Below are 15,640 nucleotides of genomic sequence, written 5' to 3'. Positions count from 1 at the left end.
ATCACTCCGGGAACCCTGGGACGAACTCACCGGTCGGGATGGCCAGCAGGTTGGCTGCATAGGCGTCGAACCACGGCCCGGTGCCGAGGATGTGGGACAGGATCGAGACGTAGGGACCGAGCTCGGCCAGCACGTCCTTGAGCTGCTGCTTCTTGGTGACCAGGAAGGACGTCAGGTCGTCGACCTCGGCGAGGGCGGGACCGATCTGCTTCTCGTTGTCCTTGACCAGCCCGCGAAGCTCCGCGCCCAAGGACCGCGCGTTGACGAGCAGGTCGTGGACGGACTGCCGGCGCTTGCGCAGCTCCTTGAAGACCAGGTCGGCATGCTCCATCAGCTTCACGATGTCGTCGCTGCGGGCCTCGAGCACCTTGCTGACCCGCTGCGAGGACCGGAAGAGCTGCTGGATCTCCTCATCGCGGGACGCGACGCTGCGGGAGAGCCGGGAGATCCCGTCGAAGGCCGCCTCGATCTCGGGGGCGGTCTCGTTCAGCGTCTCGCCGACCACGTTGAGCGCCTTGCTCAGCTGCTCGGTGTCGATCGCCTCGGTGGTCTCGGTGAGGTCGCCGAAGGCGGCGACGATGTCGTAGGCCGCCTCGGTGTTCTCCAGCGGGATCGTGCCGCCGGCCTCGAGCTGCCCCTCCTCGTCCGGCGCCAGGTCCATGAACTTCTCGCCCAGCAGGTTGTAGACCTCGACCGACGCCTGGCTGTCGGGACCGAAATCGACGTCACCGTCGATCTCGAACTTCACCTCCACCTTGGAACCGACCAACCGGATGTCGTCGACGCGGCCCACCCGGATGCCACCCACCTGGACGACGTTGCCCTTGCGCAAGCCGCTCGCGTCGCTGAACTCGGCGTAGTACGTGGTCCCCCGGAACCCGGGGAATTTCGACAGGTTGAAGGTGGCCGCCGAGACCAGCGCCATGACCACCAGGGCCACGACGCCGTAGCGGACCACCTTCGCGTCACGGGAGCGGCTCACGGGCGCTCACACCTCTCCGCGGTCGACCGGAAGGAGAACTCGTCGATGTAGTCCTGCAGGTCGGAGATGATCGGCTGGTTGCCGATGAGCGGGAGCGTGATCCGCACCGATGCCGCGCAGATGTAGTACTGGTACCAGGACCCGTAGGTGCCCGTGCGTGCCTGGTCGTTCATGACCTCGGGCAGTCGGTCCAACAGGCCGGCGAACTCCTTCTTGTTCTTGTCGCGCGTCAGCAGCTCCGAGAGCTCGTAGAGGGCGTCGATGTCCTCCTTGACCAGCGGGCGGCCCTCGCGGATCAGGTCCTCCAGCACGACGGAGAGGTCGGAGATGTTGTCCAGCGACGACCCGATCGTGTCGCGGTCCTTGGCCAGGCTGCGCATCCAGTTCTTGAGCTCGACGATCAGGCTGCTCAGCTGCTCGCGGCGTTGGTCGACCGTGTCGAGCGTCTCGGTCAGGTTGCCCACGACCTCGCCGATGAGCTGGTCACGGTCGGCGAGGGTGTTGGTGAGCGATGCGGTGTGCTGCAGCAGGTTGCTGATCGTGCCGCCCTCTCCCTGCAGCACCTGGACGAGGTTCATGCTCAGCTCGTTGACCTGTTCGGGCGTGAGCGCCTGGAACAGCGGCTTGAAGCCGTCGAAGAGCACCGTCAGGTTCAGCGCCGGCTTGGTGTTGGAGATCGGGAGCCGACCACCGTCGGCCAGGGTCTCCGCGGACTCCGCCCCGTTGCCCTCGAGCACGGCCAGGTAACGGTCGCCGACCAGGTTGAGGAAGCGCACCTCGGCTCGGCTGGCGGTGGTCATCTCCACGCCGGCCTCGACGGTGAACCGCACCAGCGCCCGGGACCGTTCGTGGTGCTCGACCGCGCTGACCTCGCCGACGTTGACGCCGGCGACACGGACGTCGTCGCCCTCCTCGAGCATGGTGGCGTTGCTGAAGACGGCTTCGTACTCGCCGCGCTCGCCGAAGCCGATGTTGCCCATGATCACGGCCAGCAGTCCGGTGACCAGCACCGAGACGACCGTGAACACACCGAGCTTGATGGCGGCCGCGATGGTCACCGCGTTGCGGCGGTTGCGCAGGTGCCGGGTGTCGCTCATCTCCGCCGCCAGGGCGGTGTTCCTGCTCATTCCGCGCTCCTCCCCTCACGCACGACGGGGCCGTAGAGCAGGGAGCCGAGTGCGCCGTAGGTCTCGGGCTCCTCGTGGCCGTTGGCGCCGGCGAGCATCGCGTTGAGCACGCGCTGATCGGCGTTGGTGCCCGCAGTGCCGCTCTCGATGTCGCCGATCGGGTCGAACAGTCCGAAGTTCGGGATGGCCGACGGCGAGATCTCGTCCTGGTTGGTGCCCTGGTCCAGCGGTCGCGGGGTGGCCGGGACCTGGAAGCCCGGCAGTCCGGCGCACCAGGGCCCGTGGCCGACCTCGCCGTAGGTGGGGAGGTCACGCTCGTCCCACGCGCGGTACTGCGGGGTGAAGAGCTCGATGTACTGCTTGACCCAGTCGTTCTCGAAGGTCTTGGACAGGATCGGCTCGTAGTTGGCCGCGCCGCGGATCAGGCACGGGAACTCCGGGGAGTACTCCGCCAGGAGCTGGAGGACCGGTGCGGTGACCTCGCCCATGCGGATCAGGTTCTGCTCGTTGTCGGCGAGCACGCGCGTGCTGGTGCGCGAGAGCCCGGCGATGTCGGAGAAGAAGGTGTCGAGGTCGTCGCGCTTCTCCACGACCGTCTTGGCCGTGACGGTGACGTTGTCCAGGGCGTCGAGCAGGTCCGGCGCCGCGAGGTCGTAGGCGTCGGCGACGTCGGCCAGCGCGATGAGGTCCTCGCGCAGGGTCGGCAACTGGTCGTTGAGCTCGCCCAGGTAGGACTCCAGCTGGTCCATCGTCTGGCCGATCTGCTCGCCACGGCCCTCCAGCGCCTGGGCCAGCGCGCCGAGGGTGGCGTTGAGGTCGGCCGGCCGCACCGCGCGCAGCAGCGGGAACAGGTCGTTGAGGATGCGGCTGAGCTCGACGTTGGTCTCCACCCGCTCCAGGGGGATCACGTCGCCGTCACCGAGCCGTCCGGCCGGGACGTCCGGCCGGACGAAGGCGATGAACTTCTGGCCGAACAGGGTCGTCGGGAGGATGTCCACCTCGACGTTGCCGGGGATCTCCTCGGCTGCCGCGGGCTCCAGTGCCACGGTGATCTCGGCGTTCTCGCCGTTCTGGCCCACGGCCTCCACGTAGCCGACGCGAGCACCGTTGAGGCGCACGTCGCCGAACTTGGCCAGCTGGAGGCCCGCCCGCTCCGCCTGCACCGTGACACGGGTCGCGTCGGTGAACTCCTTGTTGTACAGCGCGATGGAGAACCAGATGAGCAGCGCGATGGAGAGCAGGAAGGCGACGCCGGCGACGAAGAGGCGCGTGTGCTCGCGCGGCGAGTCGTGATGGATGTTGACGAGCATCAGCCGGTGATCCTCACCGTGGTGGTGGAACCCCAGATGGCAAAGCTCATGAAGAAGTTGGCGACCACGATCGTCACGATCGAGGAGCGGATCGCCTGCCCCACCGCGCGGCCGACACCGGCGGGTCCACCGGAGGCGGTGTAGCCGTAGTAGCAGTGGATCAGGATCACGGCGACGGCCAGGACCAACAGCTTCACGAAGGACCACAGCATGTCCACCGGCGGCAGGAACTGCAGGAAGTAGTGGTCGTAGGTGCCCGCCGACTGGCCGTAGATCATCGTCACGATCAGTCGCGGCGAGAGGTAGGACGCCGACAGCGCGACGATGTAGAGCGGGATCACCGCGATGAACGCCGCGATCATCCGGGTGGTGACCAGGTACGGCAACGAGGGCACGGCCATCACCTCGAGCGCGTCGATCTCCTCCGAGATCCGCATCGCGCCCAGACGGGCGGTGTAGCCGCAGCCGACCGTCGCGGCGAGGGCGATGGCCGAGACCAGCGGCGCCACCTCGCGGGTGTTGAAGTAGGCGGAGATGAAGGCACTGAACTTGGCCACGCCGATCTGGCTCAACGAGGCGTAGCCCTGGATGCCCACCTCGGTGCCGGCGAAGAAGGACATGAACGCGATCACGCCGGCCGAGCCGGCGATGAGGCTCAGTCCGCCGGTGCCGAACGCGACGTCGGCCAAGGTGTTCCACACCTCGCGCGGGTACCGCTTCATCGCGCGCGGGACCCACAGCAACGCCTTGGCGTAGAACAGGAACTGGTCGCCGTAGGTCTCGACGCTGCGTCGACTGCTCTTGACCGCTCCGCCGGCCAGCTCGGTGACCAACGACATCAGATACCCACCGGCGGGACGACCTGGAAGTAGATCGCGGTGATCACCGCGTTGAGCAGGAACAGCAGCATGAACGCCACGATCACGGTCTCGTTCACCGCGCGCCCCACGCCGCTGGGTCCTCCTCCGGCGTTGAGCCCCTTGTAGGCACCCACGATCGCCGCGAGCCAGCCGAAGACGAGGGCCTTGACCATCGCGATGTAGAGGTCGGGCAGGGAGGCGAGGGTGGCGAAGTTCGCCAGGAACGCCCCGGCCGATCCGCCCTGGACGATGACGGAGAAGAAGTACCCACCGCCGATACCGGCGCCGATGACGATGCCGTTGATCATCACCGCGACGAACATGGTGGCCACGACGCGCGGTGCGACCAGGCGTTCCAGTGGGTCGATGCCCAGGACCTCCATGGCATCGATCTCCTCGCGGATCTTGCGCGCACCGAGGTCGGAGCAGATCGCCGAGCCGGCCGCACCGGCGATGATCATCGCCGCGGCGATCGGGGCTGCCTCGCGCACCGTGGCGAGCACCGCCGTCGCGCCGGCGAAGGACTGGGCGCCGAGCTGGCCGGTGAGGCTGCCGACCTGCAGCGAGATCACCGCGCCGAAGGGGATCGAGACCAGGATCGTGGGCAGCAGGGTGACGCTGGTGACGAACCACGCCTGCTCGAGGAACTCGCGCACCTGGAAGGGACGCGTGAAGATCCGCTTGGTGACCTCGGCCGTCATCAGCGCGAGCTCACCCGGCCCCTTGACCACGGTCATGGCGCTGACAGGCACGTCGCGAACCTCCCCTCGGCTGTGAGTCACGTCATACTAGAACGTGTTCTCATTCTGGCCAAACCAACATGCCACGTCGCGAGACCGTGACACCCGGCACAACGAGCCAGGAGTGGCGATGGTCACGCCGTCGCGGGAGGTCGGGTGCTCGTGGGTCAGGGAAGGAAGCGCTCGGCGCGGCCGCTCACTTGGTCGCCTCAATCATCTGGTTCAGCTCCTTGCGGAGGTCACCGATCTCGTCGCGCAGGCGAGCCGCCAACTCGAACTGCAGCTCCCCCGCGGCCGCGCGCATCTGCTCGGTGAGGTCCTGGATCAGGTCGGCGAGGTCGGCGCTGGGCATGCCGGCGAGCTCGGCGCCCGCGGACTCCCCCGCCCGGTGCCCCAACGTCGGGACCGGCTGTCCGGGCTGGTCGGCCTTCTCGCTGGGCTTCACGCCGCCGGCGCGGCCCTTCTGGCCCACGTCGGCCCAGGTCTGGAGCAGCGCCTGGGTGGCCTCGTCCTCCCTCGCGAGCATGTCGGTGATGTCGGCGATCTTCTTCCGCAGCGGCTGCGGGTCGATCCCGTGACGCTCGTTGAACTCGATCTGGGCCTCGCGACGACGGTTGGTCTCCTCGATCGCCGACTCCATCGACGGGGTGATTTGGTCGGCGTACATGTGGACCTGCCCGGACACGTTGCGGGCGGCACGGCCGATGGTCTGGATCAGCGACTTGTCCGACCGCAGGAAGCCCTCCTTGTCGGCGTCGAGGATCGCGACCAGCGACACCTCCGGCAGGTCCAGGCCCTCGCGCAGCAGGTTGATGCCGACCAGCACGTCGTAGGCGCCCAGGCGAAGGTCCCGCAGCAGCTCGACGCGCTGGAGCGTGTCGACCTCGGAGTGGAGGTAGCGGGTGTTGATGCCGGCGTCGAGGAGGTAGTCGGTCAGGTCCTCCGACATCTTCTTGGTCAGCGTGGTGACCAGCACTCGCTCGTTGCGCTCGGTGCGGGTGCGGATCTCGTGGATGAGGTCGTCGATCTGCCCCTTGGTCGACTTGATGACGACCTCGGGGTCGACCAGACCGGTCGGGCGGATGATCTGCTCGACGACGTCGCCGTGCACCTTGTCCAGCTCGTAGTCGCCGGGCGTGGCCGAGAGGTAGATGGTCTGCCCGATGCGCTCGAGGAACTCCTCCCACCGCAGCGGCCGGTTGTCCATCGCGCTCGGCAGCCGGAACCCGTGGTCGACCAGGTTGCGCTTGCGGGACATGTCACCCTCGTACATGCCGCCGATCTGCGGCACCGCGACGTGGGACTCGTCGATGACCAGCACGAAGTCCTCGGGGAAGTAGTCCAGCAGGCAGTTGGGTGCGCTGCCGTGCTCACGACCGTCGATGTGCATCGAGTAGTTCTCGATGCCCGAGCAGCTCCCGACCTGGCGCATCATCTCGATGTCGTAGGTGGTGCGCATGCGCAGCCGCTGGGCCTCCAGCATCTTGCCCTGCCGCTCGAAGGTCGCGAGCTGGTCGGCCAGCTCGGCCTCGATGCCGGCGATGGCGCGTTCCATGCGCTCCGGCCCGGCGACGTAGTGGCTCGCCGGGAAGATGTAGAGCTCCTCGTCCTCGGTCAGCACCTCACCGGTGATCGGGTGCAGCGTCATGAGCCGCTCGATCTCGTCACCGAAGAACTCGATCCGGACCGCCATCTCCTCATAGACCGGGAAGATCTCGAGCGTGTCACCGCGCACGCGGAAGGTCCCGCGGGTGAAGCTCATGTCGTTGCGGGTGTACTGGATCTCGACCAGCCGGCGGAGCACCTGGTCGCGGTCGTGCTCCTCTCCCACCCGGAGGCGCACCATGCGGTCGACGTACTCCTGCGGGGTGCCGAGGCCGTAGATGCAGGACACGGTCGAGACGACGATGGCGTCGCGGCGGGTCAGCAGGCTGTTGGTCGCGCTGTGGCGCAGCCGTTCGACCTCCTCGTTGATCGAGGAATCCTTCTCGATGTAGGTGTCGGTCTGCGGGACGTAGGCCTCGGGTTGGTAGTAGTCGTAGTAGGAGACGAAGTACTCCACCGCGTTCTGCGGGAACAGGTGCCGCAGCTCGTTGGCGAACTGCGCGGCCAGCGTCTTGTTGGGCTGCAGCACCAGCACCGGCCGCTGCAGCTGCTCGGCGACCCAGGCAACCGTCGCCGTCTTGCCGGTGCCGGTGGCGCCGAGGAGCACGACGTCGCGCGCGCCGTCGCTGATGCGTCGGCTGATCTCGGCGATGGCCGTCGGCTGGTCGCCGGAGGGCTCGTAGTCGGACTCCACCCGGAACGGGGCGACGCGGCGCTCGAGGTCGGTGACGGGACGCATGGTCCGAGCCTACGAGGGGCCACCGACAGGGTTGCGGGAGAGGCGCAGCGTCCTCACAGCAGGGGCCGCAGCGGGTGCAGGATCCACTCGGTGAACCGACGGTGGACGTCGCGGGAGGCCCACTCGTCGGGCGTGAGCTCCCAGCAGTTGGACTGGTCGACGTCGAAGATCGCGCCCATCTCGGTCGCCAGGGCGCGGTCGATGACCTCGATGTTGATCTCGTAGTTGCCCTGCAGGCTGAGCCGGTCGATGTTGGCGGTGCCGACGGTGGTCCAGGTGCCGTCGACCGTCGCGGTCTTGGCGTGGACCATCGCGTCGCGGTAGCGCAGGATCCGTACGCCGGCCTCGAGCAGCTGGCCGTAGTAGCCCCGGGAGATCCAGTCGGCGACGATGTGGTTGGACTTGCGCGGGACCAGGAGGCGGACGTCGACGCCGCGCAGCGCCGCGGCCTTGAGGGCGTCGACGAAGTCCTGGTCGGGCAGGAAGTAGGCCTGGGTCATCCAGATGTTGGTGCTGGCGCGGTTGATGGCCTCGAGGTACATCGCGCGGATCGGGAACATCCACAGCCGCGGCACGTTGCGATGGACCCGCACCTTCGGCTCCCACACCGAGGCCGTCTCCAGCAGCAGCGGCTGCTCGGAGGAGCGCAGGTGGCGCCGCCGGTGGAGGTTCCAGAAGTCGGCGAAGGCGCGCTTGAGGTCCCACACCGCGGGTCCGGTGATCCGTACGTGGGTGTCGCGCCACTCGGTCTCGTACGCCGATCCGATGTTGTAGCCGCCGATGAACCCGGTGTGGTCGTCCACGATGAGCAGCTTGCGGTGGTCCCGGCCGTAGCGACGCAGGTCGAAGAAGCGCCAGCCCGCGCCGTACACGGGGAACCGCAACACCTTCATCGCCCTGGGGAACCGCTTGAAGACCGGGGGGACGACCAGGTTGGCGAAGCCGTCGTAGATGCAGTAGACCTCCACCCCGCGGTCCGCGGCGTCGGCCAGCGCCCGCTTGAACCGCTCCCCGACGCGGTCGCCCTTCCAGATGTAGGTCTCGAACAGGACCTGGTGCTCCGCCCGCTCGATCGCGGACAGCATGTCGTCGTAGAGGTCCTGGCCGTAGCCGTAGGTGGTGATCTCACCGTCGCCGACCGCCATGGTGCGCGGCTCGCGCACCGGAAACGGCTTGGGACGCTTGCCGCGGCGGCGGTAGGAGTCGACCAGCGACATGCCGACCGCCAGGCCGACCTGGACACCGAGGACGGTCAGCAGGAGTCGCCGTAGGAACGTCCAGAGCCCCGATGCCCATTGCTGCCGCGCCATGCGCCCAATCTAGTGCGTGGTCGTCGGTCGCCCCTCAGGGCGTGGTGTCAGCGGCCCCGCCGGCCTGGTTCTGGCCGCTGAGGTTCTCGAAGTTCTCCAGCACCCACGCGGCGTCGTCGTCCTCCCGGGTGAGCACCAGCCGCATCCGCAACTCGGTGGCGCTGCCCCGGCCCGTCGCCTCGGAGCGGACGTCCTGGTCGACGAAGGCCAGCACCACGACCTGGTTCTCGTCCTGCACGCGGTGCGCGAGGTCGGCGACCGACCCGGTCAGCACGAGCTCGCCGGCAGCGGCGAACTCGCGGATCGAGGCGACCTCGTCCTGGTACGCCTCGGCCAGCTCGGGGGTGATGAAGTCCTCCAGCCAGGCGAAGTCCTCCTCCAGCGACTCGTGGCTGTAGCTGGTCATCTCCACCAGCATCTCCCGCGCCGCGTCCTCGGCCGAGACGCCGGCACTGATGCTGCGTTGCAGCTCCTCGGCACGCTCGGCCTCCTCGTGCTGCTGCCACCAGCCCCACGCAGCGACCACGACCGCCACCACGAGGGCGACGGCGAGTACGACGACCGGTCGGCTGCGCGCGCCGCGGTCGGTGTGTTCGGTGTCCTGCTCCCTGGTGACCCTCATCGGTCCGCCCCCGGCGCGTGGGCCGCCCCCCGCTGGAGGCGTGCGAACGTCGCGGCGCACTGCCCGCCGGGCTGGAACCCGGTCTCCGGACGCTCCGAGGCGGTGCGCGTCGTGCCGTAGTCACAACGCGCCGTGTCGGCGGTGATCAGGGTGAGGCTCAGGGCGCCGTCCCCCAGGATCCGGCTCAGCGTGGCCAGACCGCGCGGGTACTCCTGCAGCAGCGCACGGAAGTGGGTGTTCCAGGGTCGGAACATCGCGCTGAAGGAGGCACCGGTCTCGAGGAACCCGGGCAGCACCTCGCCGGCGTCGGTCACGACCCCCTCGAGGTCGGCCAGGTTCGCCGGCGTGTTGGCGAGCACGTCCGCGAACTCACCGCGATAGTCGGCGAGGAAGGCCGCGAAGTCCTTGGCGTTGGTGGCCAGCCGGCGCAGCGAGTCGGCGTTGTCGGTGGCGATGTCGAGGACCGTGTCGGCGTTGGTGATCACTCGATCGGTCTCCGGCCACACCTCGTCCAGCGTGGCCAGGATCTCCTCCACCTGCCCGACGATGCGCCCGAGGTCGTCACCGGTGCCGGACAGCCCCGTGCTGAGCTCGTCGAGGAGCAGTCCCAGCTTCTCGTCGTCGATCTGGCGGAGTACGTCGTTGACCGCGATGACCGTCGACTGCAGGCTCTTGGGGAGGTCGGTGGACTCGGCGGCGACGGTGTCCCCGTCGGCGTAGAACGGCCCCTCGGAGGTGTTGGGCTGGAAGTCCAGGTACTGCTCCCCGACCGGGGAGAGGCTGCGCACCTTGGCCACGGAATCCGTCGGCACCTCGGTGCCGGCCCTCACCCGGAGCGTCGCGAGGGCACCCCCGTCCTCACGCGGGACGATGCGCTGCACCTTGCCGACCTTGATGCCGCGGTAGGTGACCGCGGAGCCCTCGAACAGGCCCCCGGTCTGCGCCAGCTCCACGTCGAGGTTGATGGGCCGCTCGGTCAGCGGCGCATCGAGCACCGCGGCGAACATGTAGGTCACCGCGACGACCAGCACGAGCACCACGCCGGCGGCGCTGAGCCACAGCCGGTCCGCCAGGACCTTCCTCACCCAGATCACGTCATCTCCTCCCACTTCCGGTCGGGCCGAGCAGCCCGCCTCCTCCCGCACCGGCGTCGCTCGGGCGGCCGAGCAGGTTCAGGCCACCGTCGAGGATGTCGAGCTGGTCCAGGATGCCCAGGTCGTCGGCGAGCTGTTCGAGGCCGAGCACCTCCAGCAGGCCGCCCACCACGCCGCCGACACCGCCGCGGAGCTGGAGGCCGGCGAGGTCGAGGTCCATGCCGATCGGGACGTAGTCGCCGGAGACCAGCTCCTCGACCAACCCTCCGGCACGGGTGAGCTGCTGCAACTGTTGGTTCATCCGGTTGCGGTTGGAGGCCAGCTCGGCGAGCACGGGCTGGACCTCCGAGAGCAGGGAGAGCAACCGCTCACGCGTCACCTGCACCGTCTGGTTGGCCACGTCGGAGAAGCGCTCCACCTCCGCGAGCAGGGCGGTGAAGTCGGGGGTGGCGCGGCGGAGCACCCGAGCAGCCGGACGGATGTCGGTGATCACCCGGTTGAGCACGTCCTGCCGGTCGGCGAGGGTCCGCGACACCGAGTTCAGGGAGCTGAGCACCCGGTCGATGCTTCCCGTCGTCCGGTTGGCCTCGGCGAGGAACGCGTTGGCGTTGCGCAGCAGGTCCTTGATGTCCTGCTCGTTGCCGACGAGCACGGTGTTGAGCTCGTCGGTGACCGTGCGCAGCTGCTCCAGTCCACCGCCGTTGATCAGCAGCGAGGCCGAGGACAGGGCGTTCTCGACGGTGGGCGCGGTGTCGGTGTCCGCCACGCCCAGGACGGCCTCCTCCCGGAGCAGCGCGCCGTCGGCCGGGTTGGTGACGTCGACGAACATCTCGCCCAGCGGCGTGGTGTAGCGCAGTCGGGCACTCGCACCCTGACGCAGCTGCGCCGCCGTCCGCACGGTCAACGTCACCTCGGCGGTGAAGTCCTCGACCGAGATCTCGGTGACCTTGCCGCTGTCGACCCCGTTGACCTTGACCGGCGCCCCGTCGGCGAGGTTCAGGGCGTCGTCGAACTCCGCGACGATCTCGATGGTCTCGCCCGAGACGCCGGTGCCCGGGACGGGAACGTCCCGCATCGTGGTGCCGCACCCGGTGACCGCCAGCAGCGCGGCAGCCAGGAGCGGGAGGGCGGCGCGGCGTACGGACGGCCGCTGGGGACGCGCGCGGCTCATGAGCCTGATCCGATCAGTCCGCACACGGGGTCGGGCAGCATGTCACACAGTTGCTCGAGGAGGTCGCCGCCGGGGAAGATCTTCGCCGGGTGGAGGACCACGTCGACGCGCCCGTCCTCCTCGGCGCGCTGCAGGTTCTGCAGGCCCAGCGGCATGACCCGGAGCACCTCGGTCAGTTCCTCCTCCTTCTCGATCACCGTCTCCATCAGCTCGGTGGAGCCGTCCAGGGTGCGCACGATCGAGTCACGGTTGGCGACGGCGAACTCGGCGACGACGGTCACGGCCCGGTTCAGCGCCCGGAGGGCCCGCTTGAAGTTGTCACGCTCGTCGGCGAGCAGGTCGCTGGCGCGGGTGACCTGCTGGACGAACTCGCGGGCCACGTCCTCGTCCTCCGCCACGGCTGCGAGCAGGGTGTCCAGCGACCGGAGCGAGGCCGCCACGCCGTCCCGCTGGCTGTGGATCCCGTTGACGCCACGGGCGAGGGACTCGACGGAGTCGTTGAGCAGCGCACCCTTGCCACGGAGTGCCTTGGTGCCGACGTCGATGAAGCGCTGGACCGCCCGGGTGGTCTGCTTGTTGCCGCCGATGCCGGTGGCGAAGTCGTTCAGCGCGGCCAGCGCGTCGTCGAAGTCGACGGGGGTGCGGGTGCGTTCGAGCGGGATCTCGGCGCCGTCGGCCATCGTCGGTCCGTCGCGGTGCACCGGTGTGAGCTCGAGGTAGCGGTCGGTCGCCACCGAGCGGGCGACGACCACGGCACCCGCGTCCTCGGGGATGTCGTGTCCGCCCTCGACCTCCATCGTGACCCGCACCTGCTCCCCGGCGGGCTCGATGTCGGTGATGCTGCCCACGGTGACGCCGAGGATGCCGACGTCGTTGCCCTCGAAGAGGCCGGCGGAGTCCTCGAGGTAGGCGTGGATCTCCATGGAGTCCTCGCCTCCGAGGATGCTGCAGCCGCTGGTCGCCAGGAGGGCGCCGAGCAGCAGCGCGGCAACCGGGCGTCGCCACGAGCGGAGGGTGGAGGAGAGTCTGGTCATCATCGGCACCCCGAGACCTGGCGCAGGTTGCAGCGGACGTCGTCGGCCAGCAGCGCACCGTCCTCGCTGTACAGGTCCACCCAGGGACCGTTGCCGGTGGCGTTGGCGACGTAGCGCATGGCGGGCCCCATCACGTCGAGGACCTCCTGGAGCTGCCGTCGTTGGCCGTTGAGGAAGTCGATGGCGTGGTTGAGGTCGCGGAGGGCCGGTCGGAGCTCGCCCCGGGTGGAGTCGACGATGGCCTCCAGCGCGGTGGCCAGCTCGGTGGTCTCGGTCAGCAGCCGGTTGATGGCCTCGCGGCGCGCCGTCACCTCGGAGACGACCAGGTTGGTCTGGCGCATGAGGCCGACCACGTCCTCGTGGGAGTCGGCCAGCTGGTCGGTGACCGAGCGGGCCGCGGTCATCAGGTCGCCGACCTGGTCCGACCGTCGGCTCACCACGTCGGAGAGCCGGGCGACGCCCTCCAGGGCGGGGCCGATCTCCTCCGAGCTGGCGCCGAGGGTGTCGGCCACCTCGGTGAGCGCCTCGGCCAGGAGGTCCGCGTCGAGGTCCTCCAGCGCACCCGTGCCGGTCTCGAGGACGTCCTGGAGGTTGAAGGGCACCTGGGTGCGCTCCAGCGGGATGTGGGCGTCGACCAGCTCTCCCCCGCCCTCCGGCTTCACCTCCAGGTAGTGGGTGCCCAGCAGCGTGGCGACCTTCACCGTGGCGGTCGTCCGGGATCCGAGGTCGATGTCGGAACTCAACGCGAAGGTGACCCGCACGCGGTCCTCCCGGAGCTCGATCGCGGTGACCTCGCCGTTGGGGACGCCGTGGACCTGGACGTCCTCGCCCACCCGGAGACCGGCGGTGTGCTCGAGCTCGGTGGTGTAGCTCTCGGTGCCGAAGTTCGCCACGCTCAGTCCCACGATGCCCAGCGCCAGGGCGAGGCCGATGGCGATGGCCACCAGGCCGGTGCGGAACGGATCGAGCTCGTTGAGGGGCTTGGTCACGATCGGCACACCTCCGAGTTGCCGCTGCCGTCGGGGGCGAAGTTGAGCGGGACACCGATGTCGAGCGTGAGGGTGCAGACGTAGATGTTCAGCGCGTTCTCGTACGACGTCGCCTTGCCCAGGCCGCGGAAGATCGCGGCGAAGGCGGGGATGGCCTGCTCGAGGTCGCCCTCCGCGTCGCGGAGCATGCCGGCGACCTCCTTGAGCTCTCGCGAGGTGCCGGTCAGCGGCTCCCGGGTCTCGGTGAGCAGGTCACTGGTCGACCCGACGAGCTGGGAGATCCCGTCGATGGAGTCACCGATCGACTCGCGGTCGCGCGCCAGGCCACGCATCAGCTTGCGGAGCTCCACGGCGGTGGTGGTGATCTCGTCGCCCTGGCCAGCGAGGTTCTCCAGGACCGGGGTGAGGTTGGTCAGCACCTCCCCGATCACCTCGTCGCGGTCGGCGACGAAGTCGGTGAGGTCCGCGGTCTGCGCGAGCAGCTGCTCGACGGTGCCGCCCTCCCCTTGGAGCACCTTGACCAGCGATCCCGCGAGCGTGTTGACGTCCTCGGGCTGGAGCACCTCGAACAGGGGCCGGAACCCGTTGAGCAGCTCGGTCAGGTCGAACCCGGGGTCGGTCCGGTCGGCCGGGATCCCGGCATCGGGCTCGAGCTCGGCACCCGGGTCCTGGGTCTGCACCATCGCGACGTACCGCTGCCCGACGAGGTTCTGGTAGCGCATCGTCAGGGTGGTGTTGTCGTAGACGGGCTGCTCGTCGCGGACCTCGAGGGTGACGGTGGCGAACTCGGCGTCGGCCTCGATCGCGGTGACGCGGCCGACGCGGACGCCGGCGGCCTTCACGTCGTCGCCGGCACGCAGGCCGTTGACGTCGGCGAACTCGGCGGTGAACTCCCTGCTGTCTCCCCCGACCGGATTGGCCATCGTGTTGACCAGCAGCACCAGCAGCAGGCCGGCGACCACGGCGAAGGCGGTGAACTTCAGCGCCACGGACCACAGACCGGTCACGAGCCACCTCCCATGCCCGCGAACGTCGCCTCGCGGTAGGAGGGCCGGTCCCCGGCGTCGTAGTAGTCCAGGTCACCGGCGAAGTTGAGCCGCAGCGGTCCCTCGGTGCGCACGTAGCCCTTCTCGATGACCGTGGGCAGGGTCTGCCCCAGCCGGATGTTCTCGGTGATGGCGCCGGTGATGCCGGCCTTGCGGTTGTCGTAGAGCGCATCGACGAGGACGGCCGAGTCGTTGATGAAGCGGACGAGGTCGTCCTGGTTGGCCGCGACGAACTTCCGACCGGTCACCGTCAGGCTGCGGGCCCCGGTCAGCAGGGTCGTCAGCTGCGCCTCCTGGCTGACCAGCACGTCGAGGAAGGTCAGCGTGTCCTCGGCGGCGTCGAGCAGGTCGGGAGCGATCTCGTCGGCGAGCTCGGCGTTGGCGGCGAGCTTCTCCAGGTCCGCGCGGACCTGCGGCATCCGGGGGTTGAGCCGTTCCAGGTAGTCGTTGGCGCTGGCGAGGGTGGCCCGCAGCTGCGCGCCGCGACCGTCCAGTGCCTGCGCGGCGGAACCGATCGCGGAGGCGAGCTCGGCGGGTCCGAGGGCCTCGACGAGGCGGTCGATGTCGTCGAGTGCCTGTTGCAGCTCCAACGTGCCCTGGGTCTGGTCGGGCGCGATGCTGGCGCCGGCCTCGAGGCGACCGGCCGGCTCACCGTGGACGACCAGGTCGACGAAGGTCGTGCCGAACACGGTGGCCGGGAGCACCCGGGCCACCACGTTGCCCGGGACCCGGTCGAGGTGGTCCTCACCCATCTCGATGTCGATGTCGACCCCGCCCTCGTCGGCGGACTCGATGGCATGGACGCGACCGACGATGACCCCGTCGACCTTGACGTCCGAGCCTGCCTGGAGCGCCCCACCGGCGTCGGCGACGTGCGCGACCACGTGCGGTGACGTACCGAACGTGCCGTTGCTGCGCAACTGGACGAACGCCGCCAGCACCGCGACCGCGACGATCACCAGCAGGCCGCGGCGAGCGAGCGTCGCCTGGGAGACCTCACGTGCCATCGCA

Annotated in this window: 14 protein-coding genes; all 14 read right to left on the bottom strand. The window is 69.1% G+C overall.

Annotation, left to right across the window (positions count from 1 at the left end; all coding sequences use genetic code 11):
• Nucleotide 1 precedes the first annotated feature (1 nt).
• Nucleotides 2-982 (bottom strand): MCE family protein, encoded by a 981-nt coding sequence (locus tag KUV85_RS04100; protein WP_219961950.1) that lies wholly within the window; start codon nt 980-982, stop codon nt 2-4.
• Nucleotides 979-2,109 (bottom strand): MCE family protein, encoded by a 1,131-nt coding sequence (locus tag KUV85_RS04095; RefSeq protein WP_219961949.1) that lies wholly within the window; start codon nt 2,107-2,109, stop codon nt 979-981. Before KUV85_RS04095 ends, KUV85_RS04100 begins: the two co-directional genes overlap by 4 nt.
• Nucleotides 2,106-3,419, bottom strand: coding sequence for an MCE family protein (locus KUV85_RS04090; protein ID WP_219961948.1), 1,314 nt, complete (start codon nt 3,417-3,419; stop codon nt 2,106-2,108). The genes KUV85_RS04095 and KUV85_RS04090 overlap by 4 nt, the downstream gene beginning before the upstream one ends.
• Complete coding sequence (locus tag KUV85_RS04085; RefSeq protein ID WP_219961947.1) at nt 3,419-4,258, bottom strand: MlaE family ABC transporter permease; 840 nt, start codon at nt 4,256-4,258, stop codon at nt 3,419-3,421. Before KUV85_RS04085 ends, KUV85_RS04090 begins: the two co-directional genes overlap by 1 nt.
• Nucleotides 4,258-4,980 carry an MlaE family ABC transporter permease gene (locus KUV85_RS04080; RefSeq protein WP_425299396.1) on the bottom strand — a complete coding sequence of 241 codons (723 nt, stop codon included), beginning with the start codon at nt 4,978-4,980 and terminating at the stop codon, nt 4,258-4,260. Before KUV85_RS04080 ends, KUV85_RS04085 begins: the two co-directional genes overlap by 1 nt.
• A 235-nt stretch (nt 4,981-5,215) precedes the next feature.
• Nucleotides 5,216-7,363, bottom strand: a complete 2,148-nt coding sequence (uvrB, locus tag KUV85_RS04075) for an excinuclease ABC subunit UvrB (RefSeq protein ID WP_219961945.1) — start codon at nt 7,361-7,363, stop codon at nt 5,216-5,218.
• A gap of 53 nt (nt 7,364-7,416) precedes the next feature.
• Nucleotides 7,417-8,673 (bottom strand): phospholipase D-like domain-containing protein, encoded by a 1,257-nt coding sequence (locus KUV85_RS04070; RefSeq protein WP_219961944.1) that lies wholly within the window; start codon nt 8,671-8,673, stop codon nt 7,417-7,419.
• Between the two features lie 34 nt (nt 8,674-8,707).
• Nucleotides 8,708-9,295, bottom strand: coding sequence for a hypothetical protein (locus KUV85_RS04065; RefSeq protein WP_219961943.1), 588 nt, complete (start codon nt 9,293-9,295; stop codon nt 8,708-8,710).
• Nucleotides 9,292-10,389, bottom strand: coding sequence for an MCE family protein (locus KUV85_RS04060; protein ID WP_219961942.1), 1,098 nt, complete (start codon nt 10,387-10,389; stop codon nt 9,292-9,294). Before KUV85_RS04060 ends, KUV85_RS04065 begins: the two co-directional genes overlap by 4 nt.
• Nucleotide 10,390: 1 nt before the next feature.
• Nucleotides 10,391-11,560: an MCE family protein gene (locus tag KUV85_RS04055; protein ID WP_219961941.1), complete on the bottom strand. Its 1,170-nt coding sequence runs from the start codon at nt 11,558-11,560 to the stop codon at nt 10,391-10,393.
• A complete protein-coding gene (locus tag KUV85_RS04050) occupies nt 11,557-12,597 on the bottom strand; it encodes an MCE family protein (protein ID WP_219961940.1) in 1,041 nt (346 codons plus the stop codon). Before KUV85_RS04050 ends, KUV85_RS04055 begins: the two co-directional genes overlap by 4 nt.
• Nucleotides 12,594-13,583: an MCE family protein gene (locus tag KUV85_RS04045; RefSeq protein ID WP_219961939.1), complete on the bottom strand. Its 990-nt coding sequence runs from the start codon at nt 13,581-13,583 to the stop codon at nt 12,594-12,596. The genes KUV85_RS04050 and KUV85_RS04045 overlap by 4 nt, the downstream gene beginning before the upstream one ends.
• Nucleotides 13,580-14,590 carry an MCE family protein gene (locus KUV85_RS04040; protein WP_219961938.1) on the bottom strand — a complete coding sequence of 337 codons (1,011 nt, stop codon included), beginning with the start codon at nt 14,588-14,590 and terminating at the stop codon, nt 13,580-13,582. Before KUV85_RS04040 ends, KUV85_RS04045 begins: the two co-directional genes overlap by 4 nt.
• Nucleotides 14,587-15,636, bottom strand: coding sequence for an MCE family protein (locus tag KUV85_RS04035; RefSeq protein WP_219961937.1), 1,050 nt, complete (start codon nt 15,634-15,636; stop codon nt 14,587-14,589). The genes KUV85_RS04040 and KUV85_RS04035 overlap by 4 nt, the downstream gene beginning before the upstream one ends.
• Nucleotides 15,637-15,640: the final 4 nt, after the last annotated feature.

It is taken from the genome of Nocardioides panacisoli (genome assembly GCF_019448235.1).
Taxonomy (GTDB): domain Bacteria; phylum Actinomycetota; class Actinomycetes; order Propionibacteriales; family Nocardioidaceae; genus Nocardioides; species Nocardioides panacisoli_A.
The sequence above is the reverse complement of the archived record's forward strand: the minus strand, read 5'-3'. Positions and strand labels throughout refer to the sequence as shown.

What these genes read in the sequence shown, in the direction of transcription:
- KUV85_RS04095 (WP_219961949.1), bottom strand. Translation starts at nt 2,109, where the DNA reads ATGAGCAGGAACACCGCCCTGGCGGCGGAGATGAGCGACACCCGGCAC.
- KUV85_RS04080 (WP_425299396.1), bottom strand. Translation starts at nt 4,980, where the DNA reads ATGACGGCCGAGGTCACCAAGCGGATCTTCACGCGTCCCTTCCAGGTG.
- KUV85_RS04090 (WP_219961948.1), bottom strand. Translation starts at nt 3,419, where the DNA reads ATGCTCGTCAACATCCATCACGACTCGCCGCGCGAGCACACGCGCCTC.
- KUV85_RS04065 (WP_219961943.1), bottom strand. Translation starts at nt 9,295, where the DNA reads ATGAGGGTCACCAGGGAGCAGGACACCGAACACACCGACCGCGGCGCG.
- KUV85_RS04050 (WP_219961940.1), bottom strand. Translation starts at nt 12,597, where the DNA reads ATGATGACCAGACTCTCCTCCACCCTCCGCTCGTGGCGACGCCCGGTT.
- KUV85_RS04055 (WP_219961941.1), bottom strand. Translation starts at nt 11,560, where the DNA reads ATGAGCCGCGCGCGTCCCCAGCGGCCGTCCGTACGCCGCGCCGCCCTC.
- KUV85_RS04035 (WP_219961937.1), bottom strand. Translation starts at nt 15,636, where the DNA reads ATGGCACGTGAGGTCTCCCAGGCGACGCTCGCTCGCCGCGGCCTGCTG.
- KUV85_RS04085 (WP_219961947.1), bottom strand. Translation starts at nt 4,258, where the DNA reads ATGTCGTTGGTCACCGAGCTGGCCGGCGGAGCGGTCAAGAGCAGTCGA.
- KUV85_RS04070 (WP_219961944.1), bottom strand. Translation starts at nt 8,673, where the DNA reads ATGGCGCGGCAGCAATGGGCATCGGGGCTCTGGACGTTCCTACGGCGA.
- uvrB (WP_219961945.1), bottom strand. Translation starts at nt 7,363, where the DNA reads ATGCGTCCCGTCACCGACCTCGAGCGCCGCGTCGCCCCGTTCCGGGTG.